This is a genomic window from Micromonospora sp. WMMD735 (assembly GCF_049178995.1).
Classification (GTDB): domain Bacteria; phylum Actinomycetota; class Actinomycetes; order Mycobacteriales; family Micromonosporaceae; genus Micromonospora; species Micromonospora wenchangensis.
Genome location: NZ_JBMHMJ010000002.1, coordinates 3095361 through 3114065, shown reverse-complemented (window position 1 = coordinate 3114065; position 18705 = coordinate 3095361). Strand labels below are relative to the sequence as shown.

Annotated in this window: 20 protein-coding genes; 15 read left to right on the top strand and 5 right to left on the bottom strand. The window is 74.4% G+C overall.

What is annotated here, in order from left to right; genetic code table 11:
- The first annotated feature begins 71 nt into the window (after positions 1–71).
- The 12 genes from hisD to hisF all read left to right on the top strand — a co-directional run bounded on the left by hisD (position 72) and on the right by hisF (position 8444).
- The gene (gene hisD, locus ACN268_RS13030; RefSeq protein WP_204927744.1) at positions 72–1394 is read left to right on the top strand and encodes a histidinol dehydrogenase; all 1323 of its coding nucleotides are present in this window, start codon (positions 72–74) and stop codon (positions 1392–1394) included.
- Positions 1391–2464, top strand: a complete 1074-nt coding sequence (locus tag ACN268_RS13025) for a histidinol-phosphate transaminase (RefSeq protein ID WP_421483437.1) — start codon at positions 1391–1393, stop codon at positions 2462–2464. Before hisD ends, ACN268_RS13025 begins: the two co-directional genes overlap by 4 nt.
- Complete coding sequence (gene hisB / locus ACN268_RS13020; protein WP_421483436.1) at positions 2461–3072, top strand: imidazoleglycerol-phosphate dehydratase HisB; 612 nt, start codon at positions 2461–2463, stop codon at positions 3070–3072. Before ACN268_RS13025 ends, hisB begins: the two co-directional genes overlap by 4 nt.
- Positions 3073–3103: 31 nt before the next feature.
- Positions 3104–3274: a hypothetical protein gene (locus ACN268_RS13015; RefSeq protein ID WP_168222542.1), complete on the top strand. Its 171-nt coding sequence runs from the start codon at positions 3104–3106 to the stop codon at positions 3272–3274.
- A complete protein-coding gene (gene hisH, locus ACN268_RS13010; protein ID WP_421483435.1) occupies positions 3274–3915 on the top strand; it encodes an imidazole glycerol phosphate synthase subunit HisH in 642 nt (213 codons plus the stop codon). The genes ACN268_RS13015 and hisH overlap by 1 nt, the downstream gene beginning before the upstream one ends.
- A 30-nt stretch (positions 3916–3945) precedes the next feature.
- Positions 3946–4269, top strand: coding sequence for a hypothetical protein (locus tag ACN268_RS13005; protein ID WP_421483434.1), 324 nt, complete (start codon positions 3946–3948; stop codon positions 4267–4269).
- Between the two features lie 16 nt (positions 4270–4285).
- Positions 4286–5014: a bifunctional 1-(5-phosphoribosyl)-5-((5-phosphoribosylamino)methylideneamino)imidazole-4-carboxamide isomerase/phosphoribosylanthranilate isomerase PriA gene (priA, locus tag ACN268_RS13000; protein WP_204927740.1), complete on the top strand. Its 729-nt coding sequence runs from the start codon at positions 4286–4288 to the stop codon at positions 5012–5014.
- The gene (locus tag ACN268_RS12995) at positions 5011–5427 is read left to right on the top strand and encodes a RidA family protein (RefSeq protein ID WP_088643062.1); all 417 of its coding nucleotides are present in this window, start codon (positions 5011–5013) and stop codon (positions 5425–5427) included. Before priA ends, ACN268_RS12995 begins: the two co-directional genes overlap by 4 nt.
- A 149-nt stretch (positions 5428–5576) precedes the next feature.
- Positions 5577–6023 (top strand): MarR family winged helix-turn-helix transcriptional regulator, encoded by a 447-nt coding sequence (locus ACN268_RS12990; RefSeq protein WP_421483433.1) that lies wholly within the window; start codon positions 5577–5579, stop codon positions 6021–6023.
- A 5-nt stretch (positions 6024–6028) separates the two neighbouring features.
- A complete protein-coding gene (locus ACN268_RS12985; protein WP_421483432.1) occupies positions 6029–6460 on the top strand; it encodes an organic hydroperoxide resistance protein in 432 nt (143 codons plus the stop codon).
- A 46-nt stretch (positions 6461–6506) separates the two neighbouring features.
- Positions 6507–7505: an NADP-dependent oxidoreductase gene (locus ACN268_RS12980; protein WP_357931189.1), complete on the top strand. Its 999-nt coding sequence runs from the start codon at positions 6507–6509 to the stop codon at positions 7503–7505.
- Positions 7506–7676: 171 nt separating this feature from the next.
- Complete coding sequence (gene hisF, locus ACN268_RS12975) at positions 7677–8444, top strand: imidazole glycerol phosphate synthase subunit HisF (RefSeq protein ID WP_204927735.1); 768 nt, start codon at positions 7677–7679, stop codon at positions 8442–8444.
- A 75-nt stretch (positions 8445–8519) separates the two neighbouring features.
- On the opposite strand, the gene ACN268_RS12970 is transcribed toward hisF, so the two are convergent.
- Positions 8520–8978 carry a hypothetical protein gene (locus ACN268_RS12970; protein ID WP_145920959.1) on the bottom strand — a complete coding sequence of 153 codons (459 nt, stop codon included), beginning with the start codon at positions 8976–8978 and terminating at the stop codon, positions 8520–8522.
- Between the two features lie 57 nt (positions 8979–9035).
- Positions 9036–9746: a YczE/YyaS/YitT family protein gene (locus ACN268_RS12965; RefSeq protein WP_421483431.1), complete on the bottom strand. Its 711-nt coding sequence runs from the start codon at positions 9744–9746 to the stop codon at positions 9036–9038.
- 58 nt (positions 9747–9804) lie between these two features.
- Between ACN268_RS12965 and ACN268_RS12960 the strand changes: the two genes are divergently transcribed.
- A complete protein-coding gene (locus ACN268_RS12960; protein WP_088643138.1) occupies positions 9805–11265 on the top strand; it encodes a PLP-dependent aminotransferase family protein in 1461 nt (486 codons plus the stop codon).
- 122 nt (positions 11266–11387) lie between these two features.
- Complete coding sequence (locus tag ACN268_RS12955) at positions 11388–12692, top strand: low temperature requirement protein A (RefSeq protein WP_421483430.1); 1305 nt, start codon at positions 11388–11390, stop codon at positions 12690–12692.
- A 58-nt stretch (positions 12693–12750) separates the two neighbouring features.
- On the opposite strand, the gene ACN268_RS12950 is transcribed toward ACN268_RS12955, so the two are convergent.
- The 3 genes from ACN268_RS12950 to ACN268_RS12940 all read right to left on the bottom strand — a co-directional run bounded on the left by ACN268_RS12950 (position 12751) and on the right by ACN268_RS12940 (position 16647).
- On the bottom strand, positions 12751–14577 hold the full coding sequence (locus ACN268_RS12950; protein WP_421483428.1) for an AMP-dependent synthetase/ligase: 1827 nt from the start codon (positions 14575–14577) through the stop codon (positions 12751–12753).
- 89 nt (positions 14578–14666) lie between these two features.
- Positions 14667–15782: a terpene synthase family protein gene (locus tag ACN268_RS12945; protein WP_421483427.1), complete on the bottom strand. Its 1116-nt coding sequence runs from the start codon at positions 15780–15782 to the stop codon at positions 14667–14669.
- A 235-nt stretch (positions 15783–16017) separates the two neighbouring features.
- Positions 16018–16647 (bottom strand): TIGR03085 family metal-binding protein, encoded by a 630-nt coding sequence (locus tag ACN268_RS12940; RefSeq protein WP_421483426.1) that lies wholly within the window; start codon positions 16645–16647, stop codon positions 16018–16020.
- A 158-nt stretch (positions 16648–16805) separates the two neighbouring features.
- Here ACN268_RS12940 and ACN268_RS12935 point away from each other — a divergent pair, with 158 nt between their 5' ends.
- Complete coding sequence (locus ACN268_RS12935; protein WP_421483425.1) at positions 16806–18680, top strand: ABC transporter ATP-binding protein; 1875 nt, start codon at positions 16806–16808, stop codon at positions 18678–18680.
- The last annotated feature ends 25 nt before the right edge of the window (positions 18681–18705 follow it).

The window sequence follows — 18705 nt, the reverse complement described above, 5'->3', positions numbered from 1 at the left end:
TGTCCCGGCTCACCGTCCCGCGGTGCGGGCGGCGCGGGTCGCCCTGCGGGCCGCCGCCTAGACTCGGGGGCGTGTTGAAACGGATCGACCTGCGCGGCGGGGTTTCCGACCCGCGTCGCCTGCTGCCCCGTGCCCAGCTCGACGTCTCCGTGGCGGTCGAGCGGATCCGCCCGCTCGTCGAGGCGGTCCGGGACCATGGGTACCCGGCGATCCGGGAGGCCAGCGAACGGTTCGACGGCGTCTGCCCGCCGGTGCTGCGGGTCCCGACCGAGGCGATCACCGCGGCCGAGGGGGTGCTCGACCCCGACGTGCGGGCCGCGCTGCTGGAGTCGATCGCCCGTGCCCGTCGGGTGCACGACGACCAGCGGCGCACCGACCACACCACCCAGGTCGTGCCGGGCGGCACGGTCACCGAGCGCTGGGTGCCGGTCGACCGGGTCGGCCTCTACGTCCCCGGCGGGCTGGCGATGTACCCGTCGACCGTGGTGATGAACGTGGTGCCGGCCCAGGCGGCCGGGGTGCGCTCGCTGGTGGTGGCCAGCCCGCCGCAGCAGGACAACGGCGGCCTGCCCGACGCCCGGGTCCTGGCCGCCTGCGCGCTGCTCGGCGTCGACGAGGTGTACGCCGTCGGCGGCGCCCAGGCGGTCGCCATGCTGGCGTACGGGTCGACCGTCGACGCCGAGGGCACCCGACGCTGCGCGCCGGTCGACATGATCACCGGGCCGGGCAACATCTGGGTGACCGCCGCCAAGCGGCTGCTGCGCGGCGTGGTCGGCATCGACGCCGAGGCCGGACCGACCGAGATCGCCGTGCTGGCCGACGACACCGCCGACCCGGCGCACGTCGCCGCCGACCTGATCAGCCAGGCCGAGCACGACCCGTTGGCGGCCAGCGTGCTGGTCACCCCGTCGGTCGAGCTGGCCGACGCGGTCGACCGGGAGCTGGCCCGGCAGGTGCCGGCGACCAAGCACGCCGAGCGGGTCGGCACCGCGCTCGGCGGGGAGCAGAGCGGCGTCGTGCTGGTCGACGACCTGGCCGACGGGCTGCGGGTGGTCGACGCGTACGCCGCCGAGCACCTGGAGATCCAGACCCGGGACGCCCGCGACTGGGCGCTGCGGGTGCGCAACGCCGGGGCGATCTTCATCGGGCCGTGGGCGCCGGTGTCGCTCGGCGACTACTGCGCCGGCTCCAACCACGTGCTGCCCACCGGGGGCTGCGCCCGGCACTCGTCGGGGTTGTCCGTGCAGTCCTTCCTGCGCGGGGTGCACCTGGTGGAGTACACCCGCGAGGCGCTGCGCGACGTCGCGCCGCACGTGGTGACCCTGGCCACCGTGGAGGACCTGCCGGCGCACGGGCAGGCGGTCGCGGTGCGGTTCGCCGGGGAGGCGTCGTGACCAGCCTCGACGATCTGCCGATCCGCGACGACCTGCGGGGCCGGTCGCCGTACGGGGCGCCGCAGCTCGACGTGGCGGTCCGGTTGAACACCAACGAGAACTCCTACGCCGTGCCCGAGCCGGTGGTGGAGGCGATCGGCAAGGCGCTCGCCGCCGAGCTGCGTGACCTCAACCGCTACCCGGACCGCGAGGCGGTGGCGCTGCGCGCCGACCTGGCCGGCTACCTCGGGCACGGGATCACCGCCGACCAGGTCTGGGCGGCCAACGGCTCCAACGAGATCCAGCAGCAGCTGCTGCAGGCGTTCGGCGGGCCGGGGCGGTCGGCGTTGGGCTTCGTGCCGGCGTACTCGATGCACCCGTTGCTGTCCCTGGGCACCGGCACCCGGTGGGTGCCGGCGCAGCGGGGGGTGGACTTCGGGCTGACCGCCGACGAGGCGGTCGCCGAGGTCCGGGCGCACCGCCCCGACGTGGTCTTCCTCTGCTCGCCGAACAACCCGACCGGCACCGCGCTCGACCCGGCGGTGATCGCCGCCGTGCTCGACGTCGCCCCCGGCATGGTGGTCCTCGACGAGGCGTACGCCGAGTTCGCCCGGCCCGGCACGGCCAGCGCCCTGACCCTGCTGCCCGGGCACCCGCGGCTGGTGGTGACCCGGACGATGAGCAAGGCGTTCGGGTTCGCCGGTGGCCGGCTGGGCTACCTGGTCGCCGACCCGGCGGTGGTGGCGGCGGTGCAGCTCGTCCGGCTGCCGTACCATCTCTCGGCGCTCACCCAGGCCGCCGCCCGCGCGGCGCTGGCCCACCGCGACGTCCTGCTGGGCACCGTCGACGCGATCAAGGAGCAGCGGGACCGGATCGTGACCACCCTGCGGGCCCGGGGGCACCGGGTGGCCGACAGCGACGCCAACTTCGTGCTGTTCGCCGTCGGCGACGACCAGTCGGCGGCCTGGCGGACCCTGCTCGACGCCGGGGTGCTGGTGCGCGACGTGGGCCTGCCCGGCTGGCTGCGGGTCACCGCCGGCACCCCCGCCGAGACCGACGCCTTCCTCACCGCGATGGAGAAACTGTCATGAGTCGTACCGCCCGGGTGGAACGGATCACCAAGGAGACCAAGGTCCTCGTCGAGATCGACCTCGACGGCACCGGCCGGGCCGAGATCAGCACCGGGGTCGGCTTCTACGACCACATGCTCCACCAGATCGCCCGGCACGGCGGCTTCGACCTGACCGTGCGCACCGTCGGCGACCTGGAGATCGACGCCCACCACACGATGGAGGACACCGCGCTGGCCCTGGGCGCCGCGTTCGACCAGGCGCTGGGGGACAAGGCCGGCATCCGGCGGTATGGCTCGGCCACCGTCCCGATGGACGAGGTGCTCGTCCGGGCCGCCGTCGACCTGTCCGGCCGCCCGTACGTGGTGCACGACGAGCCGGCGCTGTCGCCGTACATCGGGCCGGTCTACCCGACCAGCATGACCCGGCACATCTGGGAGTCCTTCGGCCAGGCGGCCCGGGTCACCCTGCACGTGGACGTGCTGCGGGCGGCCCGGCCGGGTGGCCACCCGGACGCCCACCACGTGGTGGAGGCCCAGTTCAAGGCGGTCTCCCGGGCGCTGCGGGAGGCCACCGCGCTCGACCCGCGCACCGCCGGAGTGGTGCCCAGCACCAAGGGCTCGCTGTGAGCGGCCCGGTCGGGGTCGGAGGGCGGCACTGATGGGTCCGGTGCTGCCGACCCTGCTGCTGATCCTCGCCGGCATCCTGGTCGGTGGGGCCTGGTCGTTGTACCGACAGGACGCGCCGCGCGGTGCGATCGTGGTCACCGGGCTGCTCGCCGTGCTGGCCACCGTCGGCGGGGTGCTCTGGCTGCTACCCGGGGAGGGCTGATGGGCACGCAGGGCACCGGCAAGCGGATCGTGGTGCTCGACTACGGTTCGGGCAACCTGCGTTCGGCGCAGCGGGCGCTGGCCCACGCCGGGGCGGACGTGACGGTCACCGCCGACCTGGCCGCCGTCGCCTCGGCCGACGGCCTGGTGGTGCCGGGTGTCGGCGCGTACGCGGCCTGCATGGCCGGGATCGAGGCGTCGGGTGCCGGCCCGGTGATCGCCGAACGGGTCGCCGCCGGGCGTCCGGTGCTCGGCATCTGCGTCGGCATGCAGGTGCTCTTCGCGCACGGCGACGAGCACGGTGTGGTGACCAAGGGGCTGGGGCTGCTGCCGGGCGGGGTGACCCGGCTGCCCGCCGACCGGCTGCCGCACATGGGCTGGAACACGGTGACCCCGCCGGACGGTTCGGTGCTCTTCGCCGGGCTGCCCGCCGACAGCCGGTTCTATTTCGTGCACTCCTACGGGGTGCTCGACCAGGCGTCGTTGCGCGAGGCGGGCGCCCGGGTGACCACCGCCCACCACGGCACGGACTTCGTCGCGGCGGTGGAGTGGGGTCCGCTGTCGGCGGCCCAGTTCCACCCGGAGAAGTCGGCCGAGACCGGTGCCGTGCTGCTGCGCAACTGGCTGGCCACGGTTGGCTGAGACGCGCGGCCGCACCGGACCGGGTGCGCGGTGAGCAAGGAGCGGGCCCGTCGGCGGGCCGTCCGGGAGGCGGAGGCGGCCCGCGACCGCGTCGTACGTCAGCGCAAGCTGGCCCGTCGGCATCGTCGGCGCGCCCTGGTCCGCCGGGTCACCCCGCAGTGGCGGCGGGGCCGGACGGGCCGGTTGGCCCGCCGCACCCGGGGTGAGCGGGCCGCCATCATCGGGTTGACCGCGGCGGCGCTGGCGCTGATCTGGGTGTTCGTCGACGATCTCGCGCTGCGGGTGGTGCTGGTCGTGCTGTTGCTTCTGGTCCTGCCGGCGATCGTGGTGATCGCCCTGGACCGTCGGATCTGAACGAGGAGTAGGAAACGTGACCCTGACCCTGTTGCCCGCCGTGGACGTCGCCGACGGCCAGGCCGTCCGGCTGGTGCAGGGCGCCGCCGGCAGCGAGACCGCCTACGGCGACCCGCTCGACGCGGCGTTGGCCTGGCAGAACGACGGCGCGGAGTGGATCCACCTGGTCGACCTGGACGCCGCCTTCGGCCGGGGCTCCAACGCCGCCCTGCTGGCCGAGGTGGTCGGCAAGCTGGACGTGCGGGTGGAACTGTCCGGTGGCATCCGCGACGACGCGTCGCTGCGCGCCGCGCTGGGCACCGGCGCGGCCCGGGTGAACATCGGCACCGCCGCGTTGGAGGACCCGCAGTGGTGTGACCGGATCTGCGCCGAGTACGGCGACCGGGTGGCGATCGGTCTGGACGTGCGGGGTCGTACCCTCTCGGCGCGGGGCTGGACCCGCGACGGCGGTGACCTGTGGGAGGTGCTGGCCCGGCTGGACGCCGCCGGTGCGTCCCGGTACGTGGTGACCGACATCACCAAGGACGGCACGATGCGCGGGCCGAACCTGGACCTGCTGCGTGAGGTCTGTGCCCGTACCGACGCCCCGGTGATCGCCTCGGGCGGTGTGTCGACCCTGGAGGACCTGCGGGCGCTGGCGACCCTGGAGGAGGCCGGCGTGGAGGGTGTGATCGCCGGCAAGGCGCTGTACGCGGGGGCGTTCACGGTGGCCGAGGCGTTGGCGACGTTGCGGGCCGCGGGGTGACCGACGCGGCGGACCCGGACGACGGGACCGTCACCCGGCTCGGCTCGGGCGGCCCGTGGGAGGCCCGGTACGGCTACTCCCGGGTGGTCCGGGCCGGCCGTTCGGCCTGGACGTCGGGCTGCACGTCGACTGTCGACGGGGTGGTGACGCACGTCGGTGACGCGGCGGCGCAGACCGCCCAGGCGTTGCGGATCGGCCTGTCCGCGCTGGCCGAGGTGGGCGCGGGCCCGACCGACGTGGTGCGGACCCGGATGTACGTGACCGACCGGCTCTTCGTCGACGAGGTGGGCCGGGCGCACCAGGCGGTCTTCGGCGCGGTCCGGCCGGCCGCCACGATGGTGGTGGTGGCCGGCCTGCTCGATCCGGACCATCTGGTCGAGATCGAGTTGGAGGCGCACCTCCCGCCGTCCTGATCCGGCCCGCCCGGTCCGCCGGTCCGCCGGCCCGCCCGGTCTGCCGGCCCGGCCCGATCCGGTCCGCCCGGTCGGCCGGGTCGGGAGACGGCGGTCACTCCCGGCCCAGATAAGTTGTGCGCAATTGAATTGCGGGCTACCTTTGCCGGGTGAGTGACCATCTGGTGTTGCGCGATCAGGTCTGCTTCGCGCTCTATGCGGCCTCCCGGGCGCTCACCGACGTGTACCGGCCCCTCCTCGACGAGTTCGGGCTCACCTACCCGCAGTACCTGGTGCTGCTGGTGCTCTGGGAGCGCGGCGACGACCCGCCCACGGTCTCCGAGCTGGGCGCCGCGCTCCGGCTCGACTCCGGCACCCTCTCCCCGCTGCTCAAGCGGCTGGCGGCGGCAGGCCTGGTGGTCCGCACCCGCTCCGCGCTCGACGAGCGGCGGGTGGAGGTGGGGCTGACCGCCGACGGCGCGGCCCTGCGCCGGCGGATGACCGACGTGCCGCTGCGGGTGGCCTGTTCCACCGGCCTCGACGAGACCGAGCTGGTCGCGTTGCGCGACACCCTCACCCGGGTCACCGAGACGATCCACCGACAGAAGGAGCAGTGATTCCCATGCAGGTGCTCTACACCGCCTCCGCGACGGCCACCGGCGACGGGCGTAACGGCCACGTCCGCACCTCCGACGGCATCGTCGAGCTGGACCTGGCCATCCCGAAGGAGATGGGCGGCGCGGGCGGCGCGGCCAACCCCGAGCAGCTCTTCGCCGCCGGCTACGCGGCCTGCTTCCACTCCGCGCTGCGCACGGTGGCCCGCCGCAGCAAGGCCGACGTCACCGGCTCGGTCGTCGAGGCCGAGGTCGGCATCGGCGCGAACGGCAGCGGCGGCTTCGGTCTGGCCGTCACCCTGGTGGTGGACCTGCCGGCCGTCGAGCGCGCCGCCGCCCAGCAGCTCGTCGAGGCCGCCCACGAGGTCTGCCCCTACTCCAACGCCACCCGGGGCAACATCGAGGTGACCCTCACCGTGCGCGAGGCCGCCGCGGCCTGACCGCCGCACCGGGCCATCACCATCGCGTACGAGAGGACGACACCGTATGACCAGCAACCGTGAGATCCACCTGGCCTCCCGCCCGCAGGGCTGGCCGACCGCCGACAACTTCCGCCTCGTCGAGACCGGGGTGCCCACCCCGGGGCCGGGGCAGATCGTGGTCCGCAACCAGTTCATCTCGGTCGACCCGTACATGCGGGGTCGGATGAACGACGTGAAGTCCTACGTGCCGCCGTTCGCCCTCGACGCGCCGCTCGACGGTGGCGCGGTGGGCGAGGTGGTGGCCGGCGGCGGCGACGGGATCAGCGTCGGCGACACCGTGCTGCACGGGCTCGGCTGGCGGGAGTACGCGCTGCTCGACGCCGGCTCCGCCCGCCGGGTCGACCCCGACCTCGCCCCGGTCACCGCCTACCTGAGCGTGCTCGGGATGACCGGGTTGACCGCGTACGCCGGGCTGCTCGACGTGGCGGCGATGCGACCGGGGGAGACCGTGTTCGTCTCCGGCGCGGCCGGCGCGGTGGGCAGCATGGTCGGCCAGATCGCCAAGCTCAAGGGGGCAGGCCGGGTGGTCGGCAGCGCCGGCTCGCCGGCCAAGGTGGCCCGGTTGACGGAACTCGGCTTCGACGCCGCCTTCGACTACCACGACGGTCCGGTCCGCGACGCGCTGAAGGCCGCCGCCCCGGACGGGATCGACGTCTACTTCGACAACGTGGGCGGCGAGCACCTGGAGGCGGCGATCGGGGCGATGAACCTGCACGGCCGGGCCGCCATCTGCGGGATGATCGCGCAGTACAACGCGGCCGAGCCGCCGGCCGCGCCGCGCAACCTGGCGCTGGTCATCGGCAAGCGGCTCACCCTGCGTGGCTTCCTGGTCGGCGACCACGGCGGCCTGCGCGAGCAGTTCGTCACCGAGGTCGCCGGCTGGCTGCGCGAGGGGAAGCTCTCCTACGACGAGACGATCGTCGACGGCATCGAGAACGCCCCCGACGCGTTCCTCGGCCTGCTGCGCGGCGAAAACCTCGGCAAAATGCTCGTCCGCCTCTAACCCCCCACTGCCCCCGCCCCGCCCCCTGGCCGTGGTGATCAAGAGGTTTGCGTCACGCTTCGAGATCGAACTGACGCGAACCTCTTGATCACCGGCGCGGTGGCGGGGGCGCGGGCCGGCGCGGTGGGCGGGGCAGGACGGTGGGGCGGGGGCGTTGGATAGGCTCGGGGCATGACGGTGGCGGTGCGGGTGATCCCGTGTCTGGACGTGGACGCCGGTCGGGTGGTCAAGGGGGTCAACTTCCTCGACCTGCGCGACGCCGGTGACCCGGTGGAGCTGGCGGCGGCGTACGACCGGGCCGGCGCGGACGAGTTGACCTTCCTGGACGTCACCGCCTCCTCCAGCGACCGGGGCACCATGCTCGACGTGGTACGCCGCACCGCCGAGTCGGTGTTCATCCCGCTCACCGTCGGCGGTGGGGTACGCCAGGTCGCCGACGTGGACACCCTGCTGCGCGCCGGGGCCGACAAGGTGGGGGTGAACACCGCCGCCATCGCCCGCCCCGAGCTGATCGCCGAGATCGCCGACCGGTTCGGCCGGCAGGTGCTGGTGCTCTCGCTGGACGTGAGGCGGGCGCCCGCCGGCACCACCCCCAGCGGTTTCGAGGTGACCACCCACGGGGGCCGCCGGGGCACCGGGCTCGACGCGGTCGAGTGGGCGGCGCGCGTGGCCGAGCTGGGCGCGGGGGAGATCCTGCTCAACTCGATGGACGCCGACGGCACCAAGGCCGGCTTCGACCTCACCCTGATCGAGGCGGTCCGGGCGGTGGTCGACGTGCCGGTGATCGCCAGCGGCGGCGCCGGCCGGGTGGCGCACTTCCCGCCCGCGATCGGGGCGGGGGCCGACGCGGTGCTGGCCGCCAGCGTCTTCCACTTCGGCGAGCTGACCGTCGGCGAGGTCAAGGACGCCCTGCGCGACGCGGGCCACCCCGTCCGCTGACCCAGCCCCGGGCGGGCCACCCCGTGGAGGGTGACCCGCGCCCGGGTGGACGGTTCGGCACCGGTGCAGGCCGGCTCAGCGCCCGCTCTGACCCTCGGGTGAGCGGCGGGGGGCCGGGATCGAGCGCACCACGTACTCCTGGACGGCGGCGGCGTGCTCCTCCTCGGCCAGTTGCCAGTCCGCGCTGCCCGGGGCGTGCCGTCGGACGAGCACCCCCTGCATGCTGTCGACCGTGCCCCCCACCCCGGCCCGGGGCCGGGTACGCCAGAGCTGCTCACCGTCCGGGGTGATCCGGAACCAGCCGTCGGAGACGGTGACCAGCCCCGCGCCGACCAGCCGCCGGACCGCTGTCTCCACGTCCTGTCGTTCGGGTATCGCCTGGTTGAGGTGGTCGGCGGTGGACAGCACGTCGGTGAGCCGCACCCCCTCCGGGCGGCGGGAATCCGCCGCGCGCCGGTGCCGTCCGGCCCCGCTGGCGATCACCAGTGACACGAAGATCCAGGCGTCCGTCCAGCGCCACGCGTTCTCCCCCATGCACGAATGATGCCCGTAGGTGTCCGTTGAGGAAACACCTACTTTCCCCCTGTCCTGTCAGCGCAGCTCAGCGTGCCCAGGTGCGGACGCAGCGCCGCACGGCGGGGTGGGAACCGGTGCCGGGGCACCGGATCGCGGGGTGCCGGGGGCCGTCGCCGGCGGGTCGGCCAGGGCGAAGCGGGGGATGAAGAACTGGGCCAGCGGGCCGATGCCGAGCGCGTACGCGACGGTGCCCACGCCGACCGTGCCGCCGAGCAGCCAGCCCAGGGCGAGCACGGTGACCTCGATCACGGTGCGGACGAGCCGGACCGAGCGGCCCGGCCGGCGGGCGACGTACCCGGTCATCAGGCCGTCGCGGGGGCCGGGGCCGAGCCGCGCGCCGAGATAGAGGCCGGTGGCGGCGCCGTTGGCGACGATGCCGCCGATCAGCAGGGCGATCCGGGCGGGCAGCGGCCACCCGGCCGGCAGCAGGGCCACCGTGGCGTCCACCACCAACCCGATCACCAGCACGTTGCTCACCGTGCCGAGCCCTGGGCGTTGCCGCAGTGGGATCCAGAGCAGCAGCACCACCGCGCCGACCGCGATGGTCACGGTGCCGAACGACAGGCCGGTCTGCCGGGACAGCCCCTGGTGGAAGACGTCCCACGGGTCCAGTCCGAGCCCGGAACGGATCATCATGGCCATGCTGACCCCGTAGAGGACCAGCCCGGCGTAGAGCTGGGTGAGCCGGCGGCCGGGTCGGTGCCGGAGATTGCCAATCGGAGCCATGCATGCCACCCTAGGGTCCAATATCGCCCACTGAAGAGCCAATTCCGAAGGGGTGGCCGTGACCAGCCAGGTGCGAGGGGTCCAATTGGCGCGGTTGCTCGGGCAGTGGCACGCCCTGCCCGGTCGCCGCCGCAGCCCCGACTACGCCGCGCTCGCCGCCGCCGTCCGGGGCCTGCTCGCCGACGGCCGGCTCCCCCTGGGGGTGCGCCTGCCGGCCGAACGGGAGTTGGCCGAGGCGCTGCGGATCAGCCGTACCACGGTCACCGCCGCGTACCGGCAGTTGCGGGAGACCGGCCACCTGGCCAGCCGGCGCGGCGCGGGAAGCTGGACCATGCTCCCCGGCACCCACCGGGTCGCCAGCACCGGCCTGTGGACCCCGCTGGACGACCGCGACATGATCGACCTCGGGGTGGCCGCGCTGGCCGCGCCGCCCGAACTGGTCCCGGCCGCCCGGGCCGCGGTGGAGGACCTGCCCCGGTACCTGTCCGGCGCGGGCTACCACCCGACCGGCATCATCGAGCTGCGCGAGGCGGTCGCCCGGGCGTACACCGAGCGGGGGCTGCCGACCAGCGCCGAGCAGATCATGGTGACCAGCGGCACCCAGCACGCGTTGGACCTGGTGCTGCGGCTGGCCCTGGTGCCCGGCGGGAACGTCCTGGTCGAGTCGCCCACCTATCCGAACGCGCTCGCCGCGCTGGCCGCCCGGCGGGCCCGGATCACCACCCACGGCCTCGCCGTCGACGGGATCGGGTGGGACGCCGACCTGCTGCTGGGCAGCGTCCGGCAGACCCGGCCGAAACTGGCCTACCTGATCCCCGAGTTCCACAACCCGACCGGGCACCTGATGGCCGCCGAGCTGCGGGAGCGGCTGGTCGCCACCGCCCACGCCGCCGGCACCGACCTGGTCGTCGACGAGTCCTTCGTGGACCTGCCGCTGGACGGCACGCCGCTGCCCCCACCGATGGCCGTGTTCGACAGACACTCCCGGGTGATCTCCATCGGCGGGATGAGCAAGCCGTACTGGGGCGGCCTGCGGATCGGCTGGGTCCGCGCCTCCGCCCCGCAGGTGCAGCGGCTCGCCGCCGCCCGGGTCGGGGTGGACATGGCCAGCCCGGTGCTCGACCAACTGGTGGCGGTGCACCTGCTCGCCCAGGCCCCGGCCATCGTCGCGGCCCGCCGGGCACAACTGGTCACCCAGCGCGACGCGCTGCTCGCCGTGCTCGCCGAACGGCTGCCGGACTGGCGTTTCGACGTCCCCCGGGGCGGCGTCACGCTCTGGGTCGAGCTGGACGGCCCGATCTCCAGCGCGCTGGCCCGCGCGGCCGAGGAGGTCGGCGTACGGCTGGCGCCCGGTCCCCGCTTCGGCCTGGACGGCACCCTGGAGCGGTTCCTCCGGCTGCCGTTCACGCTGCCCGTCGCCGACCTGGTGGAGGCGGTCGGCCGGCTGGCCGCGATCCGCTACGACCTCGACCGGGGCGCGGGTCGCCCGCGCTGGCGGGAACCAGCAGTCATCGCCTGACCCGGCCAGGACGGTCCCGACCGGGCCTGCGCCGCACGGGCGACGCGTCGCCGTCGGACGGCCGCGTCGCCGGTCGGGGCGAACCGGCCTGACCGGGCGGCCCCGGCTGGGAGACTGCCGGTGTGGGTGGCCCGGGACGGTGGCACGGGATCCGGCCCGGTGCGCCCGGCTCCCGGACCACCCGGCTGGAACTCTTCTACGACCTGGTCTTCGTCTTCGCGTTCTTCACCGTCACCGCGCTGACCTCGCAGGAGCCCACCGGGGCCAACCTGCTGCGCTGCCTGCTGGTGCTGGGCCTGCTGTGGTGGTGCTGGACCGGTTTCGCGGGTCTGGGCAACGCGGTCCGCGCCGACCAGGGGCCGCTGCCACTGCTCGGCTTCCTCACCGTCACCGCCACCTTCCTGCTGGCGCTGAGCATGCCGGGGGCGTTCGTCGACGAGCCGGGCGGGCTGAACGGCCCACTGGTCTTCGCCGGCTGCTACTTCCTCGTCCGGGCCTGCCAACTGGCCGTCTTCGGCGTGCTGGCCCGGGACGACCCGGCCCGGTGGCGGCAGTGGACCCGGCTCGCGCTGCTGCCGGTGGCCGCCACGGCGCTGCTGGTCGCCTCCGCTCTGCTGCCCCACCGGGTCGCCGCCGACGGCACCGCGACCGTCCTGCAACTCACCCTCTGGACGCTGGCCCTGCTGCTGGAGTACGTGGCCGGGATCCGCCTCGGCGGGACCTACTGGGCGGTGCTCTCCGCCGGACACTGGGCCGAACGGCACGCCCTGATGGTGCTGATCGCGCTCGGCGAGTCGATCATCGCGCTCGGCGTAGGCCCGAAGTTCGTCACCGGCCTGCCGCTGACCTGGCCGGTGGTGATCGCCGCGGTGTTCGGCATCGCCGTCGCGTCGGTGCTGTGGTGGGCCTACTTCGACACCCTGGCGCTCGCCCTGGAACAGGCGTTGCACGGCAGCCGCGATCCGGTGGGCAGGGCCCGGCTGGCCCGCGACGCCTACACCTACCTGCACCTGCCGATCATCGCCGGGGTGATCTTCTTCGCCCTCGGCCTCAAGGACCTGCTGGCCGAGGTGGCCGACCCGGACACCCCGACCTGGGGGGTGCCGCTGGGGGGCTTCTGGGTGCTGGTGCTCTGGGGCGGGGTGGGCCTCTACCTGCTCAGCCTCGTGACCTGCGAGCTGCGGGCGACCCGGGTGCTGCGCTGGCCGCCGGTGCTGGCGGTGCTGGCGCTGGCGGCGCTCGCCCCGGCCGGGGCCCGGGTGCCCGAGGTGGGGGCGCTGGCCCTGCTGGCGCTGGTCTGCGTGGCGTTGGCCGCGGTGCAGACCCGCAGCCAGGGCGGCCGTCGGCGGCAGGTGCGCCGGCTGGCCCTGGCGCAGGAGGAGGCCGTCGAGGAGGCACAGAGCCGGTGGCGTCACGAGCACCTGTGACCGGCCGGCGGCCGTGTCCCGGGACGGGAGGACACGGACGCCGGCCGGTCGGCGGGGATCAGATCTCGGCCAGGCTGCCCTCGTACATCCGGTCGATCTCGGCGGCGAAGTTGCTCTCCACACCGCGCCGCTTGATCTTCAGCGACGGGGTCATCTCGCCGTCCTCGATGGTCAGGTCGCGGGGCAGGACCGTCACCTTCTTGATCGTCTCCCAGCGGTTGAGCCTGGTGTTGAGCTGGGCGACGTGCTCCTCGACCATCGCGCGGGCCTCGGGCGAGGCGACGATCTCGGCGTAGTCACGTCCCTCCAACGGGCCACCCGCCGCCCAGCCCCGGATCGCGTCCGGGTCCAGGCTGACCAGCATGGTGCAGTAGTTGCGGGCCTGGCCGATGACGATCGCCTGCGAGGTGTACGGGCAGATGGCCTTGAACATGCCCTCGATGTGCGACGGCGCGACGTACTTGCCGCCGGAGGTCTTGACCAGGTCCTTCTTGCGGTCGGTGATGCGCAGGTAGCCGTCGTCGTCGAGGCTGCCGATGTCACCGGTCCGGAAGAAGCCGTCCTCGGTGAACGCGGCGGCCGTCTCCTCGGGCAGGTTGTGGTAGCCGCGCATCACCGGCCGGCCGCGTACCAGGATCTCCCCGTCGGTGTCGATCCGGCACTCCAGGTCGCCCATCGCCCGGCCGACAGTGCCGATCCGCAGCCCGTCGGGCGGGTTGACGAAGTTGCCGGCGCTGGTCTCGGTCAGGCCGTACCCCTCGGAGATCGGCAGGTTGGCCGCGGCGAAGAAGGTGGCGATCTCGGCGCTCAGCGGGGCCGCGCCCGAGACGAGCACCCGGATCCGGCCGCCGAGGCGGGCCTGGAGCTTGCTGAACACGAGCTTCTCGGCCACCGCGTACTTGGCCTTCAGCATGCCCGGCACCGGTCGGCCGGCCTGCTCCAGGGCGACCTTCCGCTTACCGACCTCGACCCCCCAGGCGAAGATCTTCGCCTTGGCGCCCCCGGCGTCCTGCGCGGTGGTGACCGCCTTGTTGTAGACCTTCTCGTAGACCCGGGGCGCCCCGCACATCAGCGTCGGCCGGATCACCCCGAGCAGCTCGACGAGCTTGTCCACCCGGCCGTCGACGTAGGTGGGCAGGCCGACGTGCGTCGAGCCGCAGAGCAGCGTCTTGCCGAACGAGTGCGACAGCGGCAACCACAGGTACTGCACGTCGTCGTCGCGCAGCAGGCCCGTCTCGGCCTGCACCACCCCCTCCCAGCACCAGCCACCGTGCAGCAGCTCGACCCCCTTCGGCCGGCCGGTGGTGCCCGAGGTGTAGATCAGCGTGGCCAGGTGCTCGGGACCGACGGGGGCGATCAGCCGGTCCACCAGGCCGGGGTCGGCGGCGAGCGCCCGCGCGCCCTGCTCCTCCAGCTCGGCCAGGGTGAGCTGGGGCACGGCGGCGGTCGGGTCGGGGGTGCCGTCGAAGAGCACCACGTGGGTCAGCGCGGGCAGTTGCGCGCCGGACACCTTCGCCGCCTGGGCCGGGTTCTCGGCGAACAGCACCCGGGAGCCGGAGTCGGCGATGATGTACGTCGCGTCCTGCGGCTCGGTGGTGGGGTAGACGGTGGTGGTCGCGCCGCCCGCGCACATGATGCCGAAGTCGGCGATGATCCATTCCAGTCGGGTGTTGGCCAGGATCGCCACCGGGTCCTCCAGCCCGACCCCGAGCCCGTGCAGGCCGGCGGCGACCGCGTCGGCCCGCCGGCCGACCTGCGCCCAGGTCAACCAGACCGGCCCGGAGTCGTCCGCCGCCGGGTGGGCGAAGGCGCGCTGGTCGGGGGTGGCGGCCACCCGCTTGCGGAACATATCGGGGATGGAACGGTATGGGACATCGAGAGCCATCGAGGTTGCCGCCTTCGGGGGTGGGTGACGTGACGGGGGTCACGTCGCTCTGCGGTTACCGAAGGGTATTGCCTGCACCCGGGCATCGGCTAGCCCTCGAACCTGTGAGGCGGCTGAGTCCCGCCGGGCGCGCCGGCCGGCCCGGCGTACCGGTCCGCCCGCCTCGACCAGTCGTAGGTGGCGCGCAGCCAGGCGCGGCGGGCTGCCAGGTAGGGCGTCACCGTCGGCCCGGCGTGCGCGACCAGGGCCGCCTCCCGCACCAGGTAGCCGGCCAGCCCGTCGTTGAACCATCCGGCGGCCAGTTGGAAAGCCGCCGCCTCGTCCCGCCCGTGCTGCACGGCGAGGACGGTCACCAGGTTGTGCGGGTCGGCCACCGCGTCCCGTTCCTTGCGGTAGGAGAACAGGTCGTTGCACCAGCAGACCAGGTCGACGGCGAGGTCGTCCAGGGCGAGCAGCGCCGGATCGGCCCGCCGCGCCGGGCCGGGCGGGCGGCCGTACGCCAGGTCGGTGAGGGTGAGGCTGGGGCGTACGCCGCCGGTGTGCCGGCGCATCTGGCGGTATTCGGCCAGCCCGGGGACCCGGCGGCGCTCCCGGTTGGCGGCCTCCCACAACAGTGCCAGCAGGTACTCCCGCAACTGGCTCACCAGGCGTAGCAGCAGCGTGGGCCGGCGCTGGTCGACCACCCGTCGACACAGGTCCGCCAGCGCGACGCCGAGCGCCCCGGCCGGCGTGTCCCGGTCGCCCGGGGGGACACCGTCGCCGACCGGCCGGCTCGGCCCGCCCCAGGCCCCGGTCGTTCCGCTCCGGCCGGTCCTTGCGCCGGCTGGTCCGCTCCGGCCGGTCCCCGCGCCGGCGTCGGTCGGCCCGCCGGGCCGGTCGAGCACGTCCAGCAGTGCGGCGACCGTCGGCGCGAGGGTGGCCGGCGCGCTGCCCAGGCCGTCGTCGTCGCAGACGTCGTCCATCACGAACAGCCAGGAGAGCAGGTCGGTGAGCAGTCGTAGCCGGGTCACCGGGGCCTGCGGGCAGGCGCGTCCGGCCAGTTCGGCCGCGCCGGCCCGGTGCAGCCGGGAGGTCGCCGGTCCGACCCCGACCAGACCCTGCCCCCGGGCCCACTCCAGGCTCTCCGCCGCCACCCGGTCGGTGGCGACGTGCCGGCGGCTGACGAACGGTGGCTCGTACAGTGCCGAGACGTCGAAGCTTCGCATGGCGTCCCCAGTCGGCCGCCCCCCACGAGCGGCGTCGCCGGAGAGTACGGCAAGGAGATCGACATCAGTCGTTGCGGAGGAGTCGGGGTGACCGAATCCACCCCTGTCGCGAACAGTGACGTCCTTCACTGCGCCAGGTGATCATCCGACCGCGCAGGGTGTCCGCCGCAGCGGGGAGCCCGCCGACACCCCGGCCCGCGCGGCGGCGTCGCGGGGGCGGTGCCGGCGACCGGGCTCACAACCCCAGCGCTGCCGTCCGCAGCCGTTCGGTCAGCGCCGGTGGGCCGTCGAGCTGGACCCGGGCCACCCGCTGCCGGCCGGACAGGAAGAGCACCAGCTCACCGGGCGGGCCGACCAGCCGTACCCGGTCACCGCCCCGGCCGGCGGTCAACTCGCCGTGGCCGGGGGCCTGCACCAGCAGGTGCGCCGGGAAGCGTCGGGCCCGGGTCCGGGTCAGCAGGGACACCGGCTTCCACAGCCGGGCGGCCAGCCCCGCCGGGACGTCCCGGGGGTGCCAACCCGGGCGGGCCCGCCGGACGTCCTCGTGGTGGATGAAGAACTCCATCGTGTTGGCCAGCTCGTCGGTCAGCGGATTGCTGACCGGGCTCCATACCGGGGGCCGGCGCACCTGGTCGACCAGTTCCGGCCAGGGGCGGGCGGCGACCCGCAGCCGCACCCGCTCGGCGTACCCGTGCAGGGGCGGCAGCATGATGCCGCCGGCGGCGTCGGGGCGGCGCTCCCGCACCACCAGGTGGGCGGCGAGGTCCCGGGCGGTCCACCCCTCATTCAGCGTGGGGGCGTCCGGGCCCACTTCCAGCATCAGGTCGGCGAGCGCCTCGCGCTCCGCTCGGGCGTACCGCGGCATGCAGCGATCGTAGGTCGGCGGGGCGCCATCGGCGCGGCGGAGACCCGCCGCGACGGGCGCGGGCGGGACGTGACGGTGGACATACGTCGCCGGGCGGCGGCGGTGGCCGGGACCGGTAAGGATAAGGGAGATAATTGCGGCTTACGGCGGGGGAGAGCGTGGCGAGCGGGACGAGTCGGGACGTGATCCGCCGGGGGTTGTGGGTCCTCGGCCGGGCGATCCGGGAACAACCGCGCATCTTCGCGGTGGCGGTCGCCGGCAGCGTGCTCTTCGGCGGGTTGGTGATCGCCAGCGCGTACGTGGTCGGCGCGGTCGTCGGCGACGTGGTGGTGCCGGCGGTCGAGGCCGGTGAGGTCGGCACCGGCACGGTGGCCCTGGCCGCCGTGGCCCTGTTCGGGATCAGCGTGCTGCGGGTGGTCGGCATCTTCGGCCGGCGGCTCGGGGCCGGCTACATGCAGTTCCGCCTCCAGGCCGCCTACCGTCGCCGGGTCACCCGCCGCTACCTCGACCTGCCGCTGGCCTGGCACCACCGCAACGCCACCGGCACGCTGCTGTCCAACGCCAACTCCGACGTCGAGGCGGCCTGGTACCCGATCGCGCCGCTGCCGTTCGCGGTCGGCACGCTGGTGATGCTGGTCGGCGCGGTCGGCTCGCTGTTCGTCACGGACTGGGCGCTCGCCCTGGTCGGGCTGGCCGTGTTCCCCGCCCTGTTCGCGCTCAACGTGGTCTACTCCCGCCGGATGGCCCCCCGCCAGGCCCGCGCCCAGCGGCTGCGGGCCGAGGTCAGCGGCATCGCCCACGAGAGCTTCGACGGCGCGCTGGTGGTCAAGACCATGGGCCGCGAGGCCCAGGAGACCGCCCGGTTCGCCGGCCGGGCCCGGGAGCTGCGGGACTCGCTGATCGCGGTCGGCCGGCTACGCGGCGTCTTCGACCCGCTGCTGGAGACGCTGCCCAGCCTCGGCACCCTGGCCGTGCTGGTGGTCGGCACGGTCCGGCTGCGGCAGGGCGCGATCACCGTCACCGAACTGGTCAGCGTCGCCTTCCTGTTCACCGTGCTGGCGTTCCCGGTGCGGGCGATCGGCTGGGTGCTCGCCGAGCTGCCGCGCAGCGTGGCCGGGTGGGACCGGGTCAGCCGGGTGCTCGACGCCACCGGCGAGATGCCCTACGGCGAGGTCACCCTCGACGAGGACGCCGGCCCGGCGACCCTCGCCTTCGACGGCGTCCACTTCGGCTACGAGCCCGCCGAGGCGCACCTGCCCGGGACGCAGGTACTCGGCGAGGTCGCCTTCACCGTGCCCGCCGGGCGGACGGTGGCGCTGGTCGGGCCGACCGGTGCCGGCAAGTCCACCATCGCCTCGCTGGCGGTCCGGCTGGTCGACCCGGACGCCGGCACGGTCACCCTCGACGGGGTGGACGTGCGCCGGCTCACCGCCGCGTCGCTCGCCTCGACCGCCGCGCTGGTCGCCCAGGTGCCGTTCGTCTTCGACGACACCGTCCGGGCCAACATCAGCCTGGACCGGCCGGGCATCGACGACGAGGACGTCTGGGCGGCGCTGCGGCTGGCCGAGGCGGACGGTTTCGTCGCCGCCCTCCCCGACGGGCTGGACACCATGGTCGGTGAGCGGGGCACCTCGCTCTCCGGGGGGCAGCGGCAGCGGCTCACCCTGGCCCGCGCCCTGGCCGGCCGGCCCCGGCTGCTGGTGCTCGACGACGCCACCAGCGCGGTCGACCCCCGGGTCGAGGCCGCCATCCTGGCCGGGCTGCGCGCCCCGGCCCCCGGGCAGCCGGCCGCCGCGTCGATCCTGGTGGTGGCGTACCGGCGGGCGACCATCGCGCTCGCCGACGAGGTGATCTACCTGGAGCAGGGCCGGGTGCTGGCCCGGGGCACCCACGCCGAGCTGCTGGCCACCGTGCCCGGCTACGTCGACCTGGTCACCGCCTACGAGCAGGCCGAGCAGGAACGCGCGGAGAACCGGACGTACGACGAGGTCGCCCCGCTGCCGACGGGCCTGGAGATCGAGGTGGACCGGTGAGCGCGAGGAGTGCAGCGCAGCGGAG